Genomic DNA, 21664 nt, shown 5'->3' with positions numbered 1-21664 from the left:
GGGGTGCACCATGTGGACATGAGCGTGAGCATCGACGTGTGCGGGCTGGGGCGGGAGCGGATCAGCGTCGTGCCGTCCCCGTTGGCCGAGCTCGGCATGGCGCTGCACGCGCTGACCGAACCGGGGCACCACCCCCGCCTGCAGGGCTGGGCGACGGGAGTGACCGCCGGGCTCGACCCGCATCTGGCCGACCGGATGTGCGAGGCCGACTTCCTGTGGCGCTCCACGTTCCCGGACATCTTCCTGCCGTACGCGGGCCTGGGCGCGGGCACGCTGCCCGCCGGCACGCTCGACGCGGAACTCGACCAGCTGGACCGGTTGACGGACGAACAGTTCGTGGACGCCTGCCTGGAGTTCACCTGCGCGCTGCCGTACGACGAGCAGGGCGCCGGGGCGCTCACCGACCCCGGGGCTCGTCGGCGGGCCCTGGATCTGGCCGTCTCACGGGGGCCTCGTCAGCTCCGGTTCACCAGGCGCCTGCTGGACGACCCGCCCCTCATCCGCGCCTGGCTGCGACAGCTGCTGGTGGACTGCGAGGAGGCCTTCTTCGCCGAGACCTGGTCCCGACTGCAGCCGCAGCTCATGGCGGACGCCCGGCACAAGACGGACCTTCTGCACCGCAAGGGTCTGCCGGAGGCGCTGGCAGCGGTGTCGTCGGCGGTCACGCTCGACGAGGCGGCGGGCCTGATCACCGTCGACAAGCTGGGCAACGGCCACACGACGGCGGCCGGCAGTCTTCTGCTCGTCCCGACGAGCCTGGGCTGGCCCCATCTGATGGTCCTGCACCGGTTCGGCTGGCAGCCGGTCCTGCACTACCCGGCGGGCTCCCCCGAGCTGGCGGCCCCGCCCTCGGTCGAGCAGCTCGGCCTGCGCCTGACCGCGCTGTCCCACCCGGTGCGGATGCGACTGTGCCGGCAGCTGGCCCGCAGCTCGTTCACGACGACCGAGCTGGCGCGGACGCACAACATGACGGCACCCGAGATATCCCGGCATCTCGCCGTCCTGAGAAAGGCCGGCCTGACCACCACCCGCCGGCGCGGCCGGTACGTCCTGCATCAACTGGACGTGACGATGGTGGCCCGGCTGGGCAGCGACTTCCTGGAGGGCATCCTCAGGTAGTGGCCCCGCCCGCCCGCACGAGCCCCGTCTCGTAGGCGAGGACGACGACCTGGACCCGGTCCCGCAGCCCCAGCTTGGTCAGGATGCGGCCCACGTGGGTCTTCACGGTCGCCTCCGACAGCACCAGCCGGGCCGCGATCTCGCCGTTCGACAGGCCCTGGGCGACCAGGATCATGACCTCGCGCTCCCGGCCCGTGAGCCGTTCCAGCTCCTTGTACTGCGGCTCTTTGCCGGTGCTCGGCAGCATGGGCGCGAAGCGGTCGAGGAGCCGCCGGGTCGTCGAGGGGGCCACGACCGCGTCGCCGCTGTGCACGGAGCGGATGGCGGTGAGGAGTTCGCCGGGCGGCACGTCCTTGAGCATGAAACCGGAGGCGCCCGCCTTCAGCCCGGAGAAGGCGTACTCGTCGAGGTCGAAGGTGGTCAGGATCAGCACCTTGGGCGGGTTGTCGCCCTGGCAGATGCGCCGGGTGGTCTCCACCCCGTCGAGCTTCGGCATGCGTACGTCCATCAGCACCACGTCGACCTCGGTCTCCCGCAGCACCTGGAGGGCCTCCACGCCGTCGCCCGCCTCCGCGACGACCTCCATGTCCGGCTGGGCGTCGAGCACCATCCGGAACCCGGTGCGCAGCAGCACCTGGTCGTCGACGAGCATCACACGGATGTGCATGGTGGGGTCCTCCGGTCGGTACGTCTCGAACATCAATGCGTCGATCGAACGTGCACGTGTCAATGAGCGGGTTTGAGCGGCAACAGGGCGCTGATGCGAAAGCCGCCGCCCGGGCGCGGACCCGCGTCCAGGGTGCCGCCCACCATGCCGACCCGCTCGCGCATACCGATCAGCCCGTGTCCCTGTCCGTCGACGCCGCCCTCCTCGTAGTGCTCGTGCGGGGCGCCCTTGCCGTCGTCCTCGACGAGCAGGCCGAGACCGTCGTCGAAGTAGACCAGACGCACGCTCGCTCCGGTGTTCGGACCGCCGTGCTTGCGGGTGTTGGTGAGCGCCTCCTGCACGATGCGGTACGCCGTCAGCTCCACGCCGCTGGGCAGCGGACGCGGGGTGCCCTCGACCCTGTAGTCGACGGGCAGGCCCGAGGTACGGCACTGCTCGATCAGCTCGTCGAGCTGCTCGACGTCCGGCTGCGGAACGTACTCGCAGCCCTCCTGGTGCTCGCCGGTGCGCAGGACGCCGAGCAGCCGGCGCATCTCGGCGAGGGCCTGACGGCCGGTCCCGGAGATGGTCTCCAGGGCCTTCTTCGCCTGTTCGGGGGCGGTGTCGAGGACGTAGGCGGCGCCGTCGGCCTGGACCACCATCACGGAGACGTTGTGCGCGACGACGTCGTGCAGCTCGCGGGCGATCCGGGCACGCTCGGCGGCGACCGCGACCTTGGCCTGCGCCTCGCGCTCCTTCTCCAGGCGGGCGGCGCGCTCCTCCAGCTGGGCGAAGTAGGCGCGACGGGTGCGCAACGAGTCACCGAGCACCCAGGCGAGGGCGAACGGAACCGCCAGGAAGACCATCAGGGCGAGATTGCCCGCGGTGCTCGATTCCTTCTCCGGCCAGCGCAACTGGGCCAGCGGGGACGCGCACAGGCCACCGATCAGCGCGAACCGTGAGGCCCAGCGGGGTCCGCTCACCGCCACGGTGTAGACGATCACCAGCAGGGCGAAGTCGGCGGCCACGATCTGGACGTCCAGAGCCAGCTGCGCCACCCCCACCACGGCGGCCAGCACGAGCATCTGCTCGGGCATACGCCGGCGCAGGGCGATCACCAGGCACAGCAGGAGGGTCAGAACGCCGGTCGCCGCCGGGGACCCGGCACCCGGAGTGTCGTTCTGGACGGCTCCGCTCAGCATGGAGATCCCGAACAGGAAGACGGCCCAGGAGCCGTCGACCCATGTCGGGTGTCTGCGGAGGAAGTCATAGACGCGTTGCACGTAACCCAGCGTAGGGAAGCGTTGTGCGTGCAGGGGTCAACCGGAGGGTCGATCCGCAACGGCCCGGTGTACTCCGCAAGGTGGAGACCCTCTCCCCTGGCTGGCGGGGGTCAGGGCCCTAGCCTGGCCTCGTGGCAGGAGAGACGGCGGGCGCGGTGACGGGCGGCACAGCGGGCGAGTGGCGTGGCTGGCGGGCGGCGACACAGGAGGCGCTCTACGGCGAACACGGGTTCTACCGCAGGCCGGAGGGCCCCGCCGGGCACTTCCGTACGTCCGTCCACGCGTCGCCGCTCTTCGCCGGCGCGGTGGCGCGGCTGCTGTGCCGGGTCGACGAGGCGCTCGGCCGGCCCGCGTCGCTCGGCTTCGTCGACATGGGCGCGGGCCGGGGCGAGCTCGTGACCGGTGTCCTCGCGGCCCTGCCCCCGGAAGTGGCCGCCCGCGCGCGCGGGTACGCCGTCGAGCTGGCCGACCGGCCCGCGGACCTCGATCACCGCGTCGAGTGGCTGACCGAGCCCCCCGCCGGCCTCACCGGCCTGCTGTTCGCCAACGAGTGGCTGGACAACGTCCCCGTGGAGGTGGCGGAGGTCGACCCCGAGGGCGTGGCGCGCCGGGTTCTCGTACGACGGGACGGGACCGAGCGGCTCGGGGAACCGGTCTCCGGAGCCGATGTGGAGTGGCTGGCGCGGTGGTGGCCGTTGCCGCCGGAGCCGGGGCTTCGGGCCGAGATCGGGCTCCCCAGGGACACCGCCTGGGCCGCCGCCCGGGCCGCCGTCGAGCGGGGGCTCGCCGTCGCCGTCGACTACGCGCACACCGCCGGCGCCCGGCCGCCCTTCGGGACGCTCACCGGCTTCCGGGCCGGACGCGAGAGCGCGCCCGTGCCGGACGGTTCGTGCGATCTGACGGCCCATGTGGCGCTGGACGCCTGCGCGGGGCCGGGGGCACGGCTGCTGACCCAGCGGGAGTCCCTGCACGCCCTCGGGGTGGCCGGCGGGCGCCCCGCGCTGTCCCTGGCCTCCACGGACCCCGCGGCCTACGTAAGGGCCCTGGCGGGCGCCGGGGAGGCCGCCGAGCTGACGGCGACGGGCGGCCTCGGGGACTTCGGGTGGCTGGTGGAGCCGAGGGGAATCGCCGACCCGCTTCTCTGAGGACCCGCTTCTCTGAGGACCCGCTTCTCTGAGGACCCGCTTCTCTGAGGACCCGCTTCTCTGAGGACCCGCTTCTCTGAGGACCCGCTTCGCGGGCCCCGGAGCTACTTGTCGATGTCCCCGACCACGAAGAACAGAGACCCCAGGATCGCCACCATGTCCGCGACCAGCGTCCCGGGCAGCAGGACCGCCAGCGCCTGGATGTTGTTGTAGGAGGCCGAGCGCAGCTTCAGCCGGTGCGGGGTCTTCTCGCCCTTGCTGACGAGGTAGTAGCCGTTGATGCCGAGGGGGTTCTCGGTCCACGCGTACGTGTGACCCTCGGGCGCCTTCAGGACCTTCGGCAGCCGCTGGTTGATCGGGCCGGGCGGCAGTTCGGCGAGGCGGTCGAGGCAGGCGTCGGCCAGGTCGAGCGCGTTGTACGTCTGCTCCAGGAGGCACTCGAAGCGGGCGAGGCAGTCGCCCTCCTGCCGGGTGACGACCTTCAGGGTGTCCTGGAGCTCGCCGTACGCCAGATACGGCTCGTCCCGGCGCAGGTCGAAGTCGACACCCGAGGCACGCGCGATCGGCCCGCTCACGCCGTACGCGTGCACGGCCTCCGCCGAGAGCGCGCCCACGCCGCGCGTGCGGCCCCGGAAGATGTCGTTGCCGAGCACCAGGTCGTCGAACCGGTCCATGCGCGAGCGCACGGACGAGACGGCCGCACGCGCGCGTGTCGCCCATCCCGCGGGCAGGTCCTCCTTGAGGCCCCCCACGCGGTTGAACATGTAGTGCATACGCCCGCCGGAGACCTCCTCCATGACGTGCTGGAGTTCCTCGCGTTCCGTGAAGGCGTAGAAGATCGGGGTGATCCCGCCCAGCTCCAGCGGGTACGAGCCCAGGAACATCAGATGGTTGAGCACCCGGTTCAGCTCCGCGAGCAGCGTGCGCGTCCACACCGCGCGCGTGGGGACCTCCATACCGAGCATCCGCTCCACGGCGAGGACCACGCCCAGCTCGTTGGAGAACGCCGACAGCCAGTCGTGCCGATTGGCCAGCATGATGATCTGACGGTAGTCGCGCGCCTCGAAGAGCTTCTCCGCGCCGCGGTGCATATAGCCGATCACCGGCTCCGCGTGCTGGATCCGCTCGCCGTCGAGCACGAGCCGCAGCCGCAGCACGCCGTGCGTGGACGGGTGCTGTGGCCCGATGTTGAGCACCATGTCGGTGCTCTCCGCGGCGCCGCCGATTCCGACGATCGTCTCGGTGGGCGCCGTGGTCTCCGTCGAGGGACTCATGGACACAGTCTGTCGTACGTACGCTTGCGCCATGGAGACGGGGAGCCCGGAGACCACGGGCGAAACGCGAGGCGAACCGCACGACGGGCAGCACGACGAGCCGGTGTGGAGGGCGCTGCCGAGGGACCTGCTGCGGATGCGCCGACTGCTGCTGGTGGTCTGGCTGGGGTCGCTGACGCTCGGTGCCGGGCTGCTGCCCGGTCTGCTCGCCGGTCCCGCCTGGGCGGCCTTCGCGCTGCTGCCGCTCGGCCTGCTGCTGTGGGGCTGGCGGATGCTGGGCCGCAACTGGGCCTCCTGGCGGTACGCCGAGCGCGCCGACGACCTGCTGATCAGCAAGGGCGTGCTGTGGCGCCAGGAGACGATCGTGCCGTACGGGCGGATGCAGCTGGTCGAGGTGACGTCGGGGCCCGTCGCACGGCACTTCGGGCTGGCCGGCGTGCAGTTGCACACGGCCGCCGCCGCGAGCGACGCACTCATCCCCGGCCTGGAACCGGCCGAGGCGGAACGGCTGCGGGACCGGCTCACCGAGCTCGGCCAGGCCCGATCGGCGGGGCTGTGACGACCCCCGACGCCGAGACGGACGTACCCACAGAGGCCGGCAGACCGCCGGTCGTCGAGCAGCGGCTGCATCCCGTCACCCCGCTCCGGCGGGCGTGGGCGCCGGTCGCCTTGCTCATCGGGTGGGCCGTGCACGACCCCGACCAGGCGCAGCGGCAGCTGACCCGGCTGACGACCACGACCCTGCTGCTCGGCCTCGCCGTATGCCTGGTCGGCGGCGCCCTGTACGGCTTTCTGACCTGGTGGTTCACCCACTTCGCGGTGACCGACAACGAACTGCGCATCCGTACCGGCCTGTTGTTCCGGCGCACCGCGCACATCCGGCTCGAACGCATCCAGGCCGTCGACATCACCCAGCCGCTGCTGGCCCGGATAGCAGGCGTCGCCAAGCTCAAGCTGGACGTGGTGGGGACGGACAAGAAGGACGAGCTGGCGTATCTGGGCGAGGGGCACGCGCGTGCTCTGCGGGCCGAACTGCTCGCCCGCGCGGCCGGGTTCGCGCCCGAGACCGCGCACGAGGTGGGCGAGGCGCCGTCCCGGCAGCTGCTGCACGTCCCCGCGCGCGTGCTCGCCGTATCCCTGGTGCTGACCGGCGCGACCTGGGGCTCCCTGGCCGCCGCACTGGTCGTACCGCCGTTCCTCTGGTTCGCCACCCACAGCCTGTGGACAGTGCTCGCGACCGGCGTCCCGCTGCTCGGCGCGGCGGGCGCGAGCAGCGTGGGACGGTTCATCAACGAGTACGACTGGACGGTCGGCGAGTCCCCGGACGGGCTGCGCATCGACCACGGCCTCCTGGACCGCACCCACGAGACGGTGCCGCCGGGGCGCGTGCAGACCGTACGGATCGTGGAGCCGCTGCTCTGGCGGCGGCGCGGCTGGGTCCGGGTGGAGCTGGACGTGGCGGGCTCGTCGAACTCGGTGCTGGTGCCGGTGGCTCCGCGCGAGATCGCGGAGACGTTGATAGGCCAGGTACTGCCCGGGGTGACGGTGCCCGCCGCGCTCTCGCGTCCGCCGCGCCGGGCGGGCTGGTGCCTGCCGTTCTGGTGGCGTGGCTACGGCATAGCCGTCACCGACAGCGTCTTCGTCTCCCGGCACGGACTGCTGCGCCGCAACCTGTCCCTGGTGCCGCACGCCAAGGTCCAGAGCGTACGGCTGGAGCAGGGGCCCTGGGCGCGCTTCAAGGGCCTCGCGGACGTCCATGTGGACACGGGGGCCAACAAGACCGTCACAGCCGGTCTACGGGACGCCCAGGAGGCCGCGGAGCTGCTGCGCGGGCAGGCGGAGCGGTCACGGACGGGACGGCGGGACGCGCTGCCGGACCGGTGGATGGCCTAACAGGCAGGCGTACGGGCGGGCGGTGGTGACCGGCCGTCAGGAAACCGCGCTGCGCAGTCCCTGCAGGTCGATCTGCTCGGTCTCGTCGTGTGCCGTCAGGTCGATCACCTGACCGATGCCAACCCCGCGCGACGCCTCGTCCGCGGGCTTGAACCGGCCCTCGGACTCCGCCTTGTGCAGGGCGAGCGCCTCCTGCCCGACGACATCGGCGAGGTCCTCGTTCTGCACGGCCTCCAGCGCGGCCGAAGCCGTCTCCTTCTGCGTACCGAAGAAGTCGAACCCGCCCTCGGCGGTCGGCCTGCGCAGGGGCGCGCTGGCCGGTACGACGGCCACGGCGGTCGGCACGGTGTAGTGGCCGGTTCCGCGCAAGGGCTTGGCGGGCTTCGTCTCGGCGGGAGTGGAGGCGGCGCGCGAATGCCCGCGGGCCGCCTCGGGCTTCCCCTTCGCCTCGTCCTCCCGTACGGCCTCCGACTCGGCGACGGCGGGGCCGTCGGAGACCGTGGCGGGCCCCGAGGCCTCCGCGGACGTCTTCGCGGCGGCCAGGGCCGGTTCGGCCTTCGCGGGCGCCTCACCGTCGAACCTGGCCAGCGCCGCCCGTGCCCGCAGGAACAGCGACGAACCCTCGGGGGAGAAGATCGCCGACGCCGCCGGGACCTCCCCCGCCACCGAGGACTCGCCGTCGTCGGCGTCGTCGGCGTCGTCAGGGGACTGCGCGCCGACCGCGCCCAGCGCCGCCGACACCCCGGCCGCGGCCGCGTCCAGCGCGGCGGCGTCGGAGTCCACCGCGTCGTCCCCGTCCAGCACGTCCGCCGAATCGCCGGACCCGGCCGCCTTCACCTCGACGTCCGTACTCGCGGCGGTGTCAGCGTCGATGCCGATGCCGGTGTCGCCGTCCCCCTCCGCGTCCGCGTCCTGATCAGACACCGCGGCCTCCAGCTCCAGCAGCCGCCTGCCCTCCAGCGCGCTGGCCCGCTCGGTCTCCGCGGTGGCGTACCGCCGCAGCAGCGCCGCGTGCTCGTTGCGCAGGCCCTGGAGTTCGGCCCGCTTCGCGCGCAGCTTCTGCTCCAGCTTGACGCGCAGCTCGCGGGACTCCTCCAGGTCGGTCTCCAGTTCGGCGACGCGCTCCTCGTGACGCCAGTCGTCGCCCGCACGCGCGCGCGTGAGGTCGGCGACCTGCTTGCCCGCCTCGCCGTCCCAGCGGCGCATGACGGCCGCGCCCACGACCGTGATCGCCGCGGCGAACGCGGCGACCACTCGCAGGACGCCGGTATCCGTGAACACCCATGGCCCCAGGGCGCAGACGAGCGAGACGCCCGCGATCGCCGCAGGAGGCAGCAGCCGGTGCAGAGGTGGTGAATGGCGGTGACGTCCACGTGGCATGGCCAGAAACTTACCGCGCGTAGGCGAATCTTGGTGCCCCGCCCGGTAAAAACACAGCAGTCCGAAACCCTGCACAGCCCTTGGGGCGCCTCGGTTCGACGCCCTCGCGGCCCGCGCCGGACCTCAGCGCTCCGTCAGCCGCTGACTCAGCCACTCCAGCGAACCGGGGATCTCCCGCCGCCAGGTGTTGAAGTTGTGGCCGCCGCTCTCCAGGACGATCGTCGAGATCCTCGTCGGGGACTTCGTCTTGACCAGGTCCACGAACCGCATCGTCGGACCGTAGTTGGCCTCTCCGTGCCTGCTGGTGGTGACCAGCAGGGAGACGTCCGGCGGCGGCATGTGCTTGATGTACCACTCCAGGTCCGCCTGGCGCTTCAGATGCTTGTCGCCCTGGAAGAGGTCTCCCGTGGTGGCGTCGATCGGCGCCTTGTAGGACGGCGACAGCCCCACCGCCGCCGTGTACACGCGCGGGTGGTGCATCGCCAGCTTCAGCGCGCAGTAGCCGCCCGTCGAGTCGCCGATGATGCCCCAGCCGCCCGGCCTCGGCCCCACCCGGTAGTGCCCGGCGACGGCCGCGGGCAGGTCCCGGGCGAAGAACGTCTCCGTCTGCGGCCCGCCCGGCACGTTCACGCACTCGGTGTCCCGGGGCGGCGCCACGGTCGGCCGCAGCATCACCAGGATCATCGGCTGCGCCCTGCCCTTCCTCGCCAACTCGTGCGCGGTGTCCGGGAAGTCGAGCTTCGTGACGAGCGACTTGGCGGTCCCCGGATAGCCGGTGAGTACGACGACCACGGGGAAGGTGCGCTTCGCGTACTGCGGCTGGAAGTACTCCGGCGGCAGATAGACGTACGCCGGAGAGGTGATGCCCGTCTTCTTGCCGACGATGCCGATCTTCTGTATCTGACCGCCGACCCTGGGCAGGTGTCCGCCCGGCACGCTCACCGACTGGGTGGACAGGACCTGGAAGCCGCCGTGCGGCCCGGTGCTCTGGTCGACGACCACGCCCTGGTCGGTCTCCTTGCCCAGGAGGTCGTCCCAGGAGGCGTAAAAACCGAAACTCTGGTTGACGGCGAGACCGACCGAGGCGAACACCGCGACCTGGGTGGCCAGCAGCAGCAGCGCCCGGCCGCCGACCGCCCGCCAGTTGCGGCGCGCCAGCCGGGCCCAGAACACGATCGTGCCGATGAACAGCAGGGTGGCCGCCAGGATCGCCAGCGCCAGCACCGTCTTGCTCGTGAGACCCATGACCGCAGTTGCCCGCTCTCTCGGCCGGCGGCGCCCCGCTCACTTCACTGCGGCTTGCCCCGGGCTTTGGATGTCCTTTGACACGGCTTTCCGTGGAAGAGTGAACCTCTTCCCCTGAGACACCGTCCTAGAGGGCGCAATGTCGCCGGATGCCGGATTGGCTCCGGATTCCAGGTCTCTCGCGGAACTACGGGATGCGATGTCTGTCAGGATAGATGGGGAAATGTCGGGCGAGGTTCCGGGACGATCACATCGAGTGCGGCGCGTACTGCGCGGTCCGCGTCCCGAGGCCGTCCCCGCCGTCGTCGCCCGGGCCTGTGCGCTCGTGGGCCTGGTCGACATCGCCGCGGGAGTCTTCCCGCGGTTCAGGCACAGCCGGATGCACACCTTCGCCGAGGTACTGCCCGGTGCGCTCGGCCCGTTCGCCGCCGCGCTCTCGCTCAGCACCGGCGTCCTGCTGCTGCTGCTCGCGCACGGCCTCAGGCGCCGCAAGCGCCGGGCCTGGCGCGCCGCCGTGGCCCTGCTGCCGGCCGGCGCCGTGGCCCAGTTCGCCTACCGGCACTCACTCGTCGGGCTCGTCATCTCCGTAGTCCTGCTGGTGACACTGCTGCGCCACCGCACCGAGTTCGCGGCCCTGCCCGACCCGCGCAGCCGCTGGCGCGCGCTCACCAACTTCGTGCTGATGAGCGCCGGTTCGCTCGCGCTCGGGCTGGTCATAGTGAGTGCGCACGGCGACCGTATGTACGGCGACCCGAGCCTCGCGGACCGCATCACCCACGTCCTGTACGGCCTGTTCGGCTTCGAGGGCCCCGTCGACTACGACGGGCCCACCTCCTGGACGGTCGGCTTCTCCCTCGGCGCCCTGGGCCTGCTGACCGCCCTCACCACCATCTACTTCGCCTTCCGGCCCGAACACCCGGCCGCCAACCTGACCCCGGAGGACGAGGACCGGCTGCGCGTCCTGCTCGACAAGCACGGCCGCCGCGACTCCCTCGGCCACTTCGCACTGCGCCGCGACAAGGCGGTCGTCTTCTCCCCCAGCGGCAAGGCCGCCGTCACCTACCGCGTCGTCTCCGGCGTGATGCTCGCCAGCGGCGACCCGATCGGCGACGTGGAGGCCTGGCCGGGCGCCATCGAACGCTTCATGGACGAGGCCAAGGCCCACTCCTGGACCCCCGCCGTCATGGGCTGCTCCGAGACCGGCGGCGAGGTCTGGACCCGCGAGACCGGCCTCGACGCCCTCGAACTGGGCGACGAGGCGGTGGTGGACGTCGCGGATTTCTCCCTCTCCGGGCGCGCGATGCGCAACGTGCGCCAGATGGTCAAGCGCATCGAACGCGCGGGCTACGAAACCCGGGTACGGCGCATCCGTGACCTCGGGGAGAACGAGCTGGAGCGCATCCGGCTCGCCGCGGAGGCCTGGCGCGGCACCGACACCGAACGCGGCTTCTCCATGGCACTGGGCCGCATCGGCGACCCCGACGACGGCGACTGCCTCATCGCCACCGCCCACAAGGCCGACGACCAGCCCGGCCCCTACGGCGACCTCAAGGCGATCCTGCACTTCGTGCCCTGGGGCCCCGACGGCGTCTCCCTCGACCTGATGCGCCGCGACCGCGCGGCCGACCCCGGCATGAACGAACTCCTCATCGTCGCCGCCCTGGAAGCCGCCCCCCGCCTGGGCGTCGCCCGTGTCTCGCTCAACTTCGCCATGTTCCGCTCGGCACTGGCCCGCGGCGAGAAGATCGGCGCCGGACCGGTCCTGCGCGCCTGGCGTGGCCTGCTGGTCTTCCTCTCCCGCTGGTTCCAGATCGAGTCCCTGTACAAGTTCAACGCCAAGTTCCGCCCCCGCTGGGAACCCCGCTTCGTCGTCTACCGCACCTCCAGCGACCTGCCCCGCATCGGCCTCGCCGCCATGCAGGCAGAGGGCTTCGTCAACCTGGCCCTCCCCCGCATCCTCGGCCGCCGCACCAAGACCCCCCGCCCATGCGCCCACGCGACAGCGGAGAGGAGCACGGTGCGCGCGGTGTGAGGGCGGGACGGGGACACCCCCACGACTGGGCCGGACCGATCCGGGAATGTTTTTCGACCGATCCGATTGACGGACCGAGACGGGCGGGTGGGCGGGAAACAAAGGCCCGAGCCACAACGCACCCGCACCGACAAGAACCGCCCAACCGCCGGGGGCCTACGCTGAACGCATGAACAACCACAGCGGACGCGGCCGGGTCACCGGCCTCCCGGCCTGGGACCGCTGCGCGGTCATGGGCGTCGTGAACGTGACCCCGGACTCCTTCTCCGACGGAGGCCGCTGGTTCGACACGACCAACGCCGTCAAGCACGGCCTCGACCTGGTCACCGAGGGCGCCGACCTGGTGGACGTAGGCGGCGAGTCCACCCGCCCCGGCGCCACCCGCGTCGACGAGGCCGAGGAACTCAAGCGCGTCGTCCCCGTGGTCCGCGGCCTCGCCGCCGAGGGCGTCAGCGTCTCCGTCGACACCATGCGCGCCTCGGTCGCCGAACAGGCGCTCGCGGCCGGCGCCGTCCTCGTGAACGACGTCAGCGGCGGCCTCGCGGACCCCGCGATGATCCCCCTCGTCGCGGACACGGGCGCCCCCTTCGTCGTCATGCACTGGCGTGGCTTCCTGGAGGGCGGCAACGTCAAGGGCGTGTACGCGGACGTCGTCTCCGAGGTCGTCGACGAACTGCACGCGCGCGTGGACGCCGTACTGGCCGGCGGTGTCGCCCCCGACCGGATCGTGGTGGACCCGGGTCTCGGCTACTCCAAGGACGCCGATCACGACCTGGCCCTACTGGCCCACCTCGACCGGCTGCACGGCCTGGGCCACCCTCTCCTGGTCGCCGCGTCCCGGAAGCGGTTCCTGGGCCGCGTCCTGGCCGGCCCCGAGGGCGCCCCGCCGCCCGCGCGGGAGCGCGACGCCGCCACCGCCGCCGTCTCCGCGCTCGCCGCCCACCAGGGCGCCTGGGCGGTCCGCGTCCACGAGGTCCGCGCCACCGCCGACGCCGTACGGGTCGCCCGCGCGGTCGAGGAAGCCCGCGCCGCGGAAGCGGCCCGCAGCGCCGAGGGCACCCGGTGAGCGCGCCCCACACCGACGTCGAGCAGGTCGAACTCGCCAACACCGCCTTCTACGAGGCACTGGAACAGGGCGACTTCGACGAGTTGTCCGCGCTCTGGCTGACCCCCGCCGACCTGGGCGTCGACGAGGAGTACCACGACCCGGCGGACACCGGGGTGATCTCCTGCGTACACCCGGGCTGGCCGGTGCTGACCGGACGCGGCGAGGTGCTCCGCTCCTACGCGCTGATCATGGCCAACACCGAGTACATCCAGTTCTTCCTGACCGACGTGCATGTCTCCGTCACCGGCGACACCGCCCTGGTGACCTGCACCGAGAACATCCTCAGCGGCGGACCGTCCCCCGAGGACAGCGACGAGCTGGGGCCGCTGGTCGGCCAGCTGGTCGTCGCCACCAACGTGTTCCGCCGCACCCCCGTCGGCTGGAAACTCTGGTCGCACCACGCCTCCCCGGTCCTCGCCGAGAACGACGAGGACACCGAGAACGAAGAGGACGACACCCTCTCCTGACGTCCGCCCGGGCCGAACTCCGCCGATCGTGGCCGAACGCGGGCGAACGTGGTTGGAATCACGAAGACGGGGTAAGTGCGGCTACCAGCCCGTGAGCAGCCGTGTTCCCACGGGGAAACACTCGATGAACCCTCCTGGTCATCACCTGACCGGGCCGCTCGTGGGGCGGGCACTGTCAGTGTCCGCAGGTAGATTCGAAATGGCCGCCGGGCCGATCGCACCCGGTCCGAAGCGGCCGCCAACGACGATTGCAGGAGTGATTCGCGTGGATCGTGTCGCGCTGCGCGGCCTGAGGGCCCGAGGACACCACGGGGTGTTCCCGGAGGAGCGGGAGAAGGGCCAGACGTTCGTCGTGGACCTCTCGCTCGGCCTTGACACCCGTCCGGCCGCGGCCGACGACGACCTGGCGAAGACCGTGCACTACGGCATCGTGGCGGAGGAGGTCGTGGCCGTCGTGGAGGGTGAGCCCGTCGACCTCATCGAGACGCTGGCCGAGCGCATCGCGCAGGTCTGTCTGAAGCACCAGGGGGTTCAGGAGGTCGAGGTGTGCGTCCACAAACCGGGCGCGCCGATCACGGTCCCCTTCGACGACGTGACCATCACCATCACCCGGAGCCGAGTATGACCGCCTCGTTCACCGAGAGTCACAGCGACCCCACCGTCCAGCCGGTGCCCGCCTCCGTGGTGCGCCAGGTGGACGCCGCAGACACCACCCTGCACAACCCGAAACGCGCCGTCATCTCCCTCGGCTCGAACCTCGGCAACCGCCTGGAGACCCTCCAGGGGGCCATCGACGCCCTGGAGGACACCCCGGGCGTCCGCATCAAGGCGGTCTCCCCCGTCTACGAGACGGAGCCGTGGGGCGTTCCGGCGGGCAGCCAGCCCTCGTACTTCAACGCGGTGGTCGTCCTGAAGACGACACTCCCGCCGTCCTCGCTCCTGGAGCGTGCCCACGCGGTCGAGGAGGCCTTCCACCGTGTCCGGGAGGAGCGCTGGGGGGCGCGCACGATCGACGTCGACATCGTCGCGTACGCCGACGAGGTCTCCGACGACCCGTTCCTCACCCTTCCGCACCCGCGCGCCCACGAGCGGGCCTTCGTCCTCGCCCCCTGGCACGACGTGGACCCCGAGGCCCAGCTGCCCGGCCGCGGCGCGGTGGCCACACTCCTGGAGACCGTCGCCCTGGACGGTGTGGCGCCCCGCGCCGACCTGGAACTCCAGCTGCCGGAATAGCCGTTAAGGTCATGACGACCACAGCTCGGTGGTCCGGTACAGGGAGCTGAAGGGGCACCGTGAGAGAGCTGCGCGTCAAGATGCTGGCCGGCGTGTTCGTCGTGGCCGGAGTGCTCTCCTGGGCGGGCGCCCGGCTGTGGAACTCGGTGGGGACCCTTCCCAGTGTGCCGCTGGCCGCGCCCGTCGTCCTCGCCCTGATCGCCGTGGTCCTGCTGGCCACGGCCCTGTCGTTGCGCGCCCGTCTCAAGGCCCAGCGCGACCGGCGTCCGGGCGCCAAGGGCGTCGACCCCCTGATGGCCGCCCGCGCGGTCGTCTTCGGCCAGGCCAGCGCCCTGGTGGCCGCCCTGGTCGCCGGGATGTACGGCGGCACGGGCGCCTTCCTCCTGGAGTCCCTGGACATCCCCGCCCGCCGCGACCAGGCCTTCTACGCCGGCTTCTCGGTCCTGGCGGGCATCGCCGTCATCGCCGCGGCCTTCTTCCTGGAACGGGTCTGCAAACTCCCGGAGGACGACGACACCAACGCGGGCACGGGCACGGCCCCCGCCGCGTGAACGCCGGCGTGGGCGCGACCAGCCACCGCGACCAGCCACAACGAGCCCCCGGACAACGCACCGCGCCTCCCGCGGAGCGCTCAGCGGGCCATGATCAGGCTCATCGCCTCGTTGCGGGTCGCCGGATCCCGCAGCTGGCCGCGCACCGCCGACGTGATGGTCTTCGCACCCGGCTTCCGTACCCCCCGCATCGACATGCACATGTGCTCGCACTCGACGACGACGATGACTCCGCGCGGCTCCAGGATCTTCATCAGTGAGTCGGCGACCTGAGTGGTGAGCCGTTCCTGCACCTGCGGTCGACGGGCGTAGACGTCCACGAGCCGGGCCAGCTTCGACAGCCCGGTGATCTTGCCGTCGACGGATGGGATGTAGCCGACGTGGGCGACTCCGACGAACGGCACCAGATGGTGCTCACAGCTACTCAGGACCTCGATGTCCTTCACCAGCACCATCTCGTCGTGCCCCAGGTCGAACGTCGTCGTCAGCACGTCCTCGGGCCTCTGCCACAGGCCCGCGAATATCTCCCGGTACGCCCGCGCCACCCGCCCCGGCGTCTCCCTCAGCCCCTCACGGTCCGGATCCTCACCGACCGCGATCAGCAGTTCGCGTACGGCGCTCGCCGCCCGCTTCTCGTCGAACACGCCGATCGTGCCCTCGCCGTCCAGCGTCACGGGGTCGGTCATCTGGTGCCTCGTTCCTGTCCCTGTCACGCGTGTGGACCACGCGTCGCACGTGCGGACATACCGAAATGCCGCGCCCCCCAGGCTAGATCCTGGGGGGCGCGGCATCCATTCCGGGCCCACTGGGCGGAAGGGGGCGGGAGAGCCTGGATCAGCTCTCGCCGCGGTCCTCCGGTGCCGGCTCCGTCACGGGGACGGACTCGGTGGCTCCGGCCTTGGTGGTGATGGCCGGCGCCGAGCCGTTGGTCCCGTTCGTCAGCGACAGCTCCTTGGGGGAGAGCACCGGCGGGCGGGTGGACGGCGTACGGCGGGAGGAGCCGGTCCACGCGGGACGGGCCGGACGCTTGATGATCGGAGTGAAGACCTCGGCGATCTGCTCCTTGCTCAGCGTCTCCTTCTCCAGCAGCTGCAGCACCAGCGCGTCGAGGACGTCGCGGTTCTCGACCAGGATCTCCCAGGCCTCGTTGTGCGCGTTCTCGATGAGCTTCTTGACCTCTTCGTCGACGAGCGCGGCCACTTCTTCCGAGTAGTCACGCGGGTGCGACATCTCCCGGCCCAGGAAGGGCTCGGTGTTGTCGCCGCCGAACTTGATCGCGCCGAGGCGCTCGGTCATGCCGTACTGCGTGACCATCGCGCGGGCCGTTGCCGTGGCCTTCTCGATGTCGTTCGCGGCACCCGTCGTCGGGTCGTGGAAGACCAGTTCCTCCGCCGCCCGGCCGCCCAGCATGTACGCCAGCTGGTCGAGCATCTCGTTACGAGTGGTGGAGTACTTGTCCTCTTCCGGGAGGACCATCGTGTAACCGAGGGCCCGGCCGCGGGACAGGATCGTGATCTTGTGAACCGGGTCGGAGTTCGGGGAGGCCGCCGCGACCAGGGCGTGGCCGCCCTCGTGGTACGCGGTGATCTTCTTTTCCTTCTCCGACATGATCCGGGTCCGCTTCTGCGGGCCCGCCACGACGCGGTCGATGGCCTCGTCGAGTGCCGAGTTGTCGATCAGCTTCTTGTCGCTGCGGGCGGTGAGCAGCGCGGCCTCGTTGAGGACGTTGCTCAGGTCCGCGCCGGTGAAGCCCGGCGTGCGACGGGCGACCGCCGACAGATCGACGTCCGGAGCGACCGGCTTGCCCTTCTGGTGAACCTTGAGGATCTCCAGTCGGCCGAGCATGTCCGGGCGGTCGACCGCGATCTGGCGGTCGAAGCGGCCGGGACGCAGCAGCGCCGGGTCGAGGATGTCGGGACGGTTCGTGGCGGCGATGAGAATCACACCGCCCTTGACGTCGAAGCCGTCCATCTCGACGAGCAGCTGGTTGAGCGTCTGCTCGCGCTCGTCGTGACCGCCGCCGAGGCCGGCGCCGCGATGGCGGCCGACCGCGTCGATCTCGTCGACGAAGACGATCGCCGGGGCGTTCGCCTTGGCCTGCTCGAAGAGGTCACGGACTCGGGAGGCACCGACACCGACGAACATCTCGACGAAGTCGGAACCCGAGATCGAGTAGAACGGAACGCCCGCCTCGCCCGCGACAGCACGCGCGAGCAGCGTCTTGCCCGTACCGGGAGGCCCGTAGAGGAGCACACCCTTGGGGATCTTGGCGCCGACGGCCTGGAACTTGGCCGGCTCCTGGAGGAACTCCTTGATCTCGTGGAGTTCCTCGACCGCCTCGTCCGAGCCCGCGACGTCCGCGAACGTCGTCTTCGGGGTGTCCTTGGTGATGAGCTTGGCCTTGGACTTCCCGAACTGCATGACCCGGGAGCCGCCACCCTGCATCTGGTTCATCAGGAACAGGAACACGACGACGATGAGGACGAAGGGGAGCAGCGACAACAGAATGCCGACGAAGGCGTTCTGCTTGGTCGGGGAGACCGTGTAGCCGTCCGGAATCTGCTTGTTCTGGAACTTGTCCTGGAGAGTGTTCGCCAGGTTGACGCCCTGATCGCCGATGTAGCTCGCTTGGATCTTCGAGCTGCCCTCGACCTTCTGGCCGTCCTTGAGCTGGACCTTGATGACCTGCTCGTCACCGGTGGTGATCTTGGCCTGCTCGACCTTGTTGTCGTTGATCGCCTGGACGACCTGGCCTGTGTCCACCGTCTTGTAGCCGCCGGACGAGCCGACGACCTGCATCAACACGACCACGGCAAGGACGGCCAGCACGATCCACATGACCGGCCCACGGAAGTATCGCTTCACGTCCATCCATACGGAGCGGTGCCGCCCCGTCCCTCCTGCCATAGTGAGTTTGACAAAGACTGTTCTAAGAACTGCTCTTCGGACGGTACCCCAGCATTGTCACCCGAAGGCGCACGGGCTGGCTGTCAATACCGTCCACGCATGCTCCAACGGCGGGAACGCCGCCGGGGTTCCCGCACGTCTCACAGGACTGGCCCTTTGGCTCAGCAGCCGCACCGGAGACCTCGGCGGCAGCCGGAATCAGCCGCCGTAGACATGGGGCGCGAGCGTACCGACGAACGGGAGGTTGCGGTACTTCTCGGCATAGTCGAGGCCGTAGCCGATCACGAACTCGTTCGGGATGTCGAAGCCGACCCACTCCACGTCGATGGCGACCTTCGCGGCCTCCGGCTTGCGCAGCAGGGTGCAGATCTTCAGCGACTCGGGCTCACGGGAGCCCAGGTTGGAGATCAGCCAGGACAAGGTCAGCCCGGAGTCGATGATGTCCTCGACGATGAGGACGTGCTTGCCCTTGATGTCGGTGTCGAGGTCCTTGAGGATCCGCACCACACCGGAGGACTGGGTGCCCGCGCCGTAAGACGACACGGCCATCCAGTCCATGGTGAGGGGGGTGGACAGCGCCCGGGCCAGGTCGGCCATGACCATCACCGCGCCCTTGAGGACGCCGACGATCAGCAGATCCTTGCCCGCGTACTCCGCGTCGATCTTCGCGGCCAGCTCGACCAGCTTCGCGTCGATCTCTTCCTTGGTGATGAGTACCGACTTGAGGTCGGCACCCATGTCTTTCGCGTCCACCCGCATCACTTTCGGTCGCCCGTCGCCATTCGTCTGGCTCGCCGACCCCTCCCCGAAGGGGGGTGAGATTCAGCCTTGCCGAATCACCAGTCTGCCACCCTGCCGCTGGGCGACGACCCGGCCGGGGAGATTGATGGCCCCCTGCCCGCGCCAGCCGGTGATCAGCCGGTCGACTTCCTCGATGTGGCGGGCGAACAGCGAACCGGCCGGAGCGCCCGCCTCGATGGCGGCACTGCGCAGGATGCGACGGCGTACGGCGGGCGGCAGGGCGTACAGCTTGGCGCACTCCAGGAGACCCGCCGCGTCCCGTACGGATGCCTCGGCCTGGCGGGCCCAGGTGTCGAGGGCGTCGGCGTCGTCGCGGGAGAGCTGGGCGGTGCGGGCGAGGGCCTCGACCACGCCTTTGCCAAGGGCCTTCTCCAGGGCGGGCAGGCCTTCGTGGCGCAGCCGGGACCGGGTGTAGGCCGGGTCGGCGTTGTGCGGGTCGTCCCAGACCGGGAGGGCCTGGACCATGCACGCCTTGCGGGCGGTCTGCCGGTCGACCTGGAGGAAGGGCCTGCGGTACCGGCCGGGGGCTCCGGGCCCTCCCGAGACGGCGGCCATCCCGGACAGGGACCGGATGCCGGAGCCGCGGGCGAGGCCCAGCAGCACGGTCTCGGCCTGGTCGTCGCGGGTGTGGCCGAGGAGGACCGCGGTGGCGCCGTGGCGCTCGGCGGCGGCGTCCAGGGCCCCGTACCGGGCGTCTCGCGCTGCGGCCTCCGGGCCGCCCTCACGGCCGACGGTGACGGCGATCGACTCGACCGGGGCAAGGCCGAGCTCCGTCAGGCGCAGGACGACCTCGTCGGCACGGAGGTCGGAGCCGGGCTGCAGACCGTGGTCGACGGTGACTCCGCCGGCGCGCAGACCGAGCTTGGGCGCTTCGAACGCGAGGGCGGAGGCGAGCGCCATGGAGTCGGCGCCGCCGGAACACGCCACGAGGACGAGCGGCAGGGACTCGCCGGGGGTGGTGGGGCCGGGGACGAGGCTGTGGGACGGGGTGTGAGCAGTGAGGATGTCGTGGAGAGCGCGGCGAACCGCCAGGCGTATCGCCGCGACCGCAGGATGGGGACCCATGTCCGGTTCCCTTCATGAAGTTTTCGGGGGGTGAGCCGACTTCGGTCACTCAGAGTGTGTAGATGGTGACAGAAACGGGGCGTTCCCCGAGCATTGCACGCCTACCCATGCCCCACGGTCCCTCGGACGGGTGATAGAAGGGGCGTTCACCTGCCGTCGGCCGGATTCGTTCACCTCGGGTTCCGAGGGCTCACGAGTCCGTCTTGCGGTGCACCCGCGCGACCCAGTCCGCCGGTTTGGCGATCTCGGCCTTCGTCGGGAGGGTGTTGGGAGAGGTCCACACGCGGTTGAAGCCGTCCATGCCGACCTGGTCAACGACCGCGCGGACAAAGCGTTCGCCGTCCCGGTACTGCTTGAGTTTGGCGTCCAGGCCGAGGAGCCTGCGCAGCGCGAGGTCCAGGCGGGACGCGCCCTTGGCCCGCCGTTGCTGGAATTTCTCCCGGATCTCGGCCACGGAGGGCACCACCGCGGGGCCCACTCCGTCCATCACGAAGTCGGCGTGTCCCTCCAGGAGGGACATGACCGCGGTGAGGCGGCCGAGGATCTCCCGCTGGGCCGGCGTCTGCACCAACTCCACCAGGGAGCGCCCGCCGTCGTCCTCCTCGCCCTCCGGCCTGCCTCCCGCGAGGGACTGCGCGGCCTCCCTGATGCGCTCCAGGAACGTCATGGGGTCGACTTCCGTCTCCCCCAAGAACGACTGGATTTCGCCCTCCAGATGGTCCCTCAGCCAGGGCACACCCGTGAACTGGGTGCGGTGCGTCTCCTCGTGCAGACACACCCAGAGCCGGAAGTCATGGGGCTGTACGTCGAGTTCGCGCTCCACGTGGACGATGTTCGGCGCGACGAGGAGCAGTCGGCCACCGCCGTTCGCGCCCGCCGGCAGTTCACGGGTGGCCGGCGCGAAGGTCTCGTACTGGCCGAGCACCCGGGACGACAGGAACGACAGGAGCATCCCCAGTTCGACGCCGGTGACCTTTCCGCCGACCGCGCCGAGGACGGCTCCGCCGGGTGAACTCCCCCGCCGCTCCTCCATCTTGTCCAGCAACGGCCTGAGCACCTCGCGGAACCCGGCCACGTTCGCCCGTACCCAGCCCGGACGGTCGACGACCAGGACGGGGGTGTCGTGCGCGGTGTCCGTGCCCATCCGGGTGAAGCCCCGGACGTGCTCCTCGGAGGCCTTCGCGTGCCGACGCAGCTCCGACACGATGGCCCGGGCCTCGTCCCGGCTCACCTCTGGTCCCGGCCTCACGAGCCGGGTCGCGGTCGCCACCGCGAGATTCCAGTCGACCATCCCAGCAGATGCAGCACCACCGATGCTCGTCATGCGTCAACCGTACGGGAGCGGTCCCCTTGAGGGCAGGTTGCGAGGTCGGCAAGGGCCGGGCTCTGTTGGGTCGGCACCCGGCGCTGTCGGCTGTGCCCACCCGTCCCGCCCTGCGGAACGCCTGCCCACAGCGGGGGTGCCGACGAGCGGCTGTCCACGGCGGCACGGCGGGCAGGGACGCGGGGACCGCG

20 protein-coding genes are annotated in these 21664 nt (G+C 70.9%); 10 read left to right on the top strand and 10 right to left on the bottom strand.

The features are described 5' to 3' along the window. The first annotated feature begins 18 nt into the window (after positions 1-18). On the top strand, positions 19-1119 hold the full coding sequence (locus PV734_RS24580; RefSeq protein ID WP_319096929.1) for a DUF5937 family protein: 1101 nt from the start codon (positions 19-21) through the stop codon (positions 1117-1119). Here PV734_RS24580 and PV734_RS24575 read toward each other — a convergent pair. Both PV734_RS24575 and PV734_RS24570 read right to left on the bottom strand, forming a co-directional pair. After that, positions 1112-1786, bottom strand: a complete 675-nt coding sequence (locus PV734_RS24575; protein ID WP_319096931.1) for a response regulator transcription factor — start codon at positions 1784-1786, stop codon at positions 1112-1114. The two genes, PV734_RS24580 and PV734_RS24575, sit on opposite strands and share 8 nt — an antisense overlap. 59 nt (positions 1787-1845) lie before the next feature. Further along, complete coding sequence (locus PV734_RS24570) at positions 1846-3048, bottom strand: sensor histidine kinase (RefSeq protein WP_319096933.1); 1203 nt, start codon at positions 3046-3048, stop codon at positions 1846-1848. Between the two features lie 131 nt (positions 3049-3179). Between PV734_RS24570 and PV734_RS24565 the strand changes: the two genes are divergently transcribed. After that, a complete protein-coding gene (locus tag PV734_RS24565) occupies positions 3180-4193 on the top strand; it encodes an SAM-dependent methyltransferase (protein WP_319291866.1) in 1014 nt (337 codons plus the stop codon). A 104-nt stretch (positions 4194-4297) separates the two neighbouring features. Here the strand turns inward: PV734_RS24565 and PV734_RS24560 are convergent, their stop codons facing one another. Continuing rightward, positions 4298-5467, bottom strand: a complete 1170-nt coding sequence (locus PV734_RS24560; RefSeq protein ID WP_319096935.1) for an NADH-quinone oxidoreductase subunit D — start codon at positions 5465-5467, stop codon at positions 4298-4300. Positions 5468-5498: 31 nt separating this feature from the next. Here PV734_RS24560 and PV734_RS24555 point away from each other — a divergent pair, with 31 nt between their 5' ends. Both PV734_RS24555 and PV734_RS24550 read left to right on the top strand, forming a co-directional pair. After that, on the top strand, positions 5499-6026 hold the full coding sequence (locus tag PV734_RS24555; protein ID WP_319096936.1) for a PH domain-containing protein: 528 nt from the start codon (positions 5499-5501) through the stop codon (positions 6024-6026). After that, entirely contained in the window at positions 6023-7360 is a 1338-nt protein-coding gene (locus PV734_RS24550) for a PH domain-containing protein (RefSeq protein WP_319291863.1), read from the top strand. Before PV734_RS24555 ends, PV734_RS24550 begins: the two co-directional genes overlap by 4 nt. 36 nt (positions 7361-7396) lie before the next feature. On the opposite strand, the gene PV734_RS24545 is transcribed toward PV734_RS24550, so the two are convergent. Continuing rightward, positions 7397-8740 carry a hypothetical protein gene (locus PV734_RS24545; RefSeq protein ID WP_319291861.1) on the bottom strand — a complete coding sequence of 448 codons (1344 nt, stop codon included), beginning with the start codon at positions 8738-8740 and terminating at the stop codon, positions 7397-7399. Positions 8741-8863: 123 nt separating this feature from the next. Further along, on the bottom strand, positions 8864-9985 hold the full coding sequence (locus PV734_RS24540; RefSeq protein ID WP_319291858.1) for an alpha/beta hydrolase: 1122 nt from the start codon (positions 9983-9985) through the stop codon (positions 8864-8866). A gap of 223 nt (positions 9986-10208) precedes the next feature. Here PV734_RS24540 and PV734_RS24535 point away from each other — a divergent pair, with 223 nt between their 5' ends. The 6 genes from PV734_RS24535 (at position 10209) to PV734_RS24510 (ending at position 15376) form a co-directional block, all read left to right on the top strand. Then, a complete protein-coding gene (locus tag PV734_RS24535; protein ID WP_319096940.1) occupies positions 10209-12017 on the top strand; it encodes a phosphatidylglycerol lysyltransferase domain-containing protein in 1809 nt (602 codons plus the stop codon). A gap of 169 nt (positions 12018-12186) precedes the next feature. Beyond that, a complete protein-coding gene (gene folP / locus PV734_RS24530) occupies positions 12187-13083 on the top strand; it encodes a dihydropteroate synthase (RefSeq protein WP_319096942.1) in 897 nt (298 codons plus the stop codon). Then, on the top strand, positions 13080-13592 hold the full coding sequence (locus PV734_RS24525; protein WP_319096943.1) for a nuclear transport factor 2 family protein: 513 nt from the start codon (positions 13080-13082) through the stop codon (positions 13590-13592). Before folP ends, PV734_RS24525 begins: the two co-directional genes overlap by 4 nt. Positions 13593-13857: 265 nt before the next feature. Further along, a complete protein-coding gene (folB, locus tag PV734_RS24520) occupies positions 13858-14217 on the top strand; it encodes a dihydroneopterin aldolase (RefSeq protein ID WP_044472364.1) in 360 nt (119 codons plus the stop codon). Further along, a complete protein-coding gene (gene folK / locus PV734_RS24515; RefSeq protein WP_319096944.1) occupies positions 14214-14825 on the top strand; it encodes a 2-amino-4-hydroxy-6-hydroxymethyldihydropteridine diphosphokinase in 612 nt (203 codons plus the stop codon). Before folB ends, folK begins: the two co-directional genes overlap by 4 nt. 59 nt (positions 14826-14884) lie before the next feature. Then, positions 14885-15376, top strand: a complete 492-nt coding sequence (locus tag PV734_RS24510) for a DUF3180 domain-containing protein (protein ID WP_319096945.1) — start codon at positions 14885-14887, stop codon at positions 15374-15376. An 80-nt stretch (positions 15377-15456) separates the two neighbouring features. Here the strand turns inward: PV734_RS24510 and folE are convergent, their stop codons facing one another. The 5 genes from folE to PV734_RS24485 all read right to left on the bottom strand — a co-directional run bounded on the left by folE (position 15457) and on the right by PV734_RS24485 (position 21473). Then, positions 15457-16062, bottom strand: coding sequence for a GTP cyclohydrolase I FolE (gene folE / locus PV734_RS24505; protein ID WP_006377109.1), 606 nt, complete (start codon positions 16060-16062; stop codon positions 15457-15459). Positions 16063-16210: 148 nt separating this feature from the next. Beyond that, positions 16211-18247, bottom strand: a complete 2037-nt coding sequence (gene ftsH, locus PV734_RS24500) for an ATP-dependent zinc metalloprotease FtsH (RefSeq protein ID WP_319096946.1) — start codon at positions 18245-18247, stop codon at positions 16211-16213. Positions 18248-18481: 234 nt separating this feature from the next. Next, positions 18482-19042, bottom strand: a complete 561-nt coding sequence (gene hpt / locus PV734_RS24495; protein WP_044471976.1) for a hypoxanthine phosphoribosyltransferase — start codon at positions 19040-19042, stop codon at positions 18482-18484. 63 nt (positions 19043-19105) lie between these two features. Then, positions 19106-20149: a tRNA lysidine(34) synthetase TilS gene (gene tilS / locus PV734_RS24490; protein ID WP_319096947.1), complete on the bottom strand. Its 1044-nt coding sequence runs from the start codon at positions 20147-20149 to the stop codon at positions 19106-19108. 190 nt (positions 20150-20339) lie between these two features. Further along, positions 20340-21473, bottom strand: coding sequence for a zinc-dependent metalloprotease (locus tag PV734_RS24485; RefSeq protein WP_319096949.1), 1134 nt, complete (start codon positions 21471-21473; stop codon positions 20340-20342). Between the last annotated feature and the right edge of the window lie 191 nt (positions 21474-21664).

It is taken from the genome of Streptomyces sp. AK08-02, from assembly GCF_033795085.1.
GTDB lineage: Bacteria > Actinomycetota > Actinomycetes > Streptomycetales > Streptomycetaceae > Streptomyces > Streptomyces echiniscabiei.
Note: the sequence above shows the minus strand (reverse complement) of the source record. Positions and strands in the feature narration are given on the sequence as shown.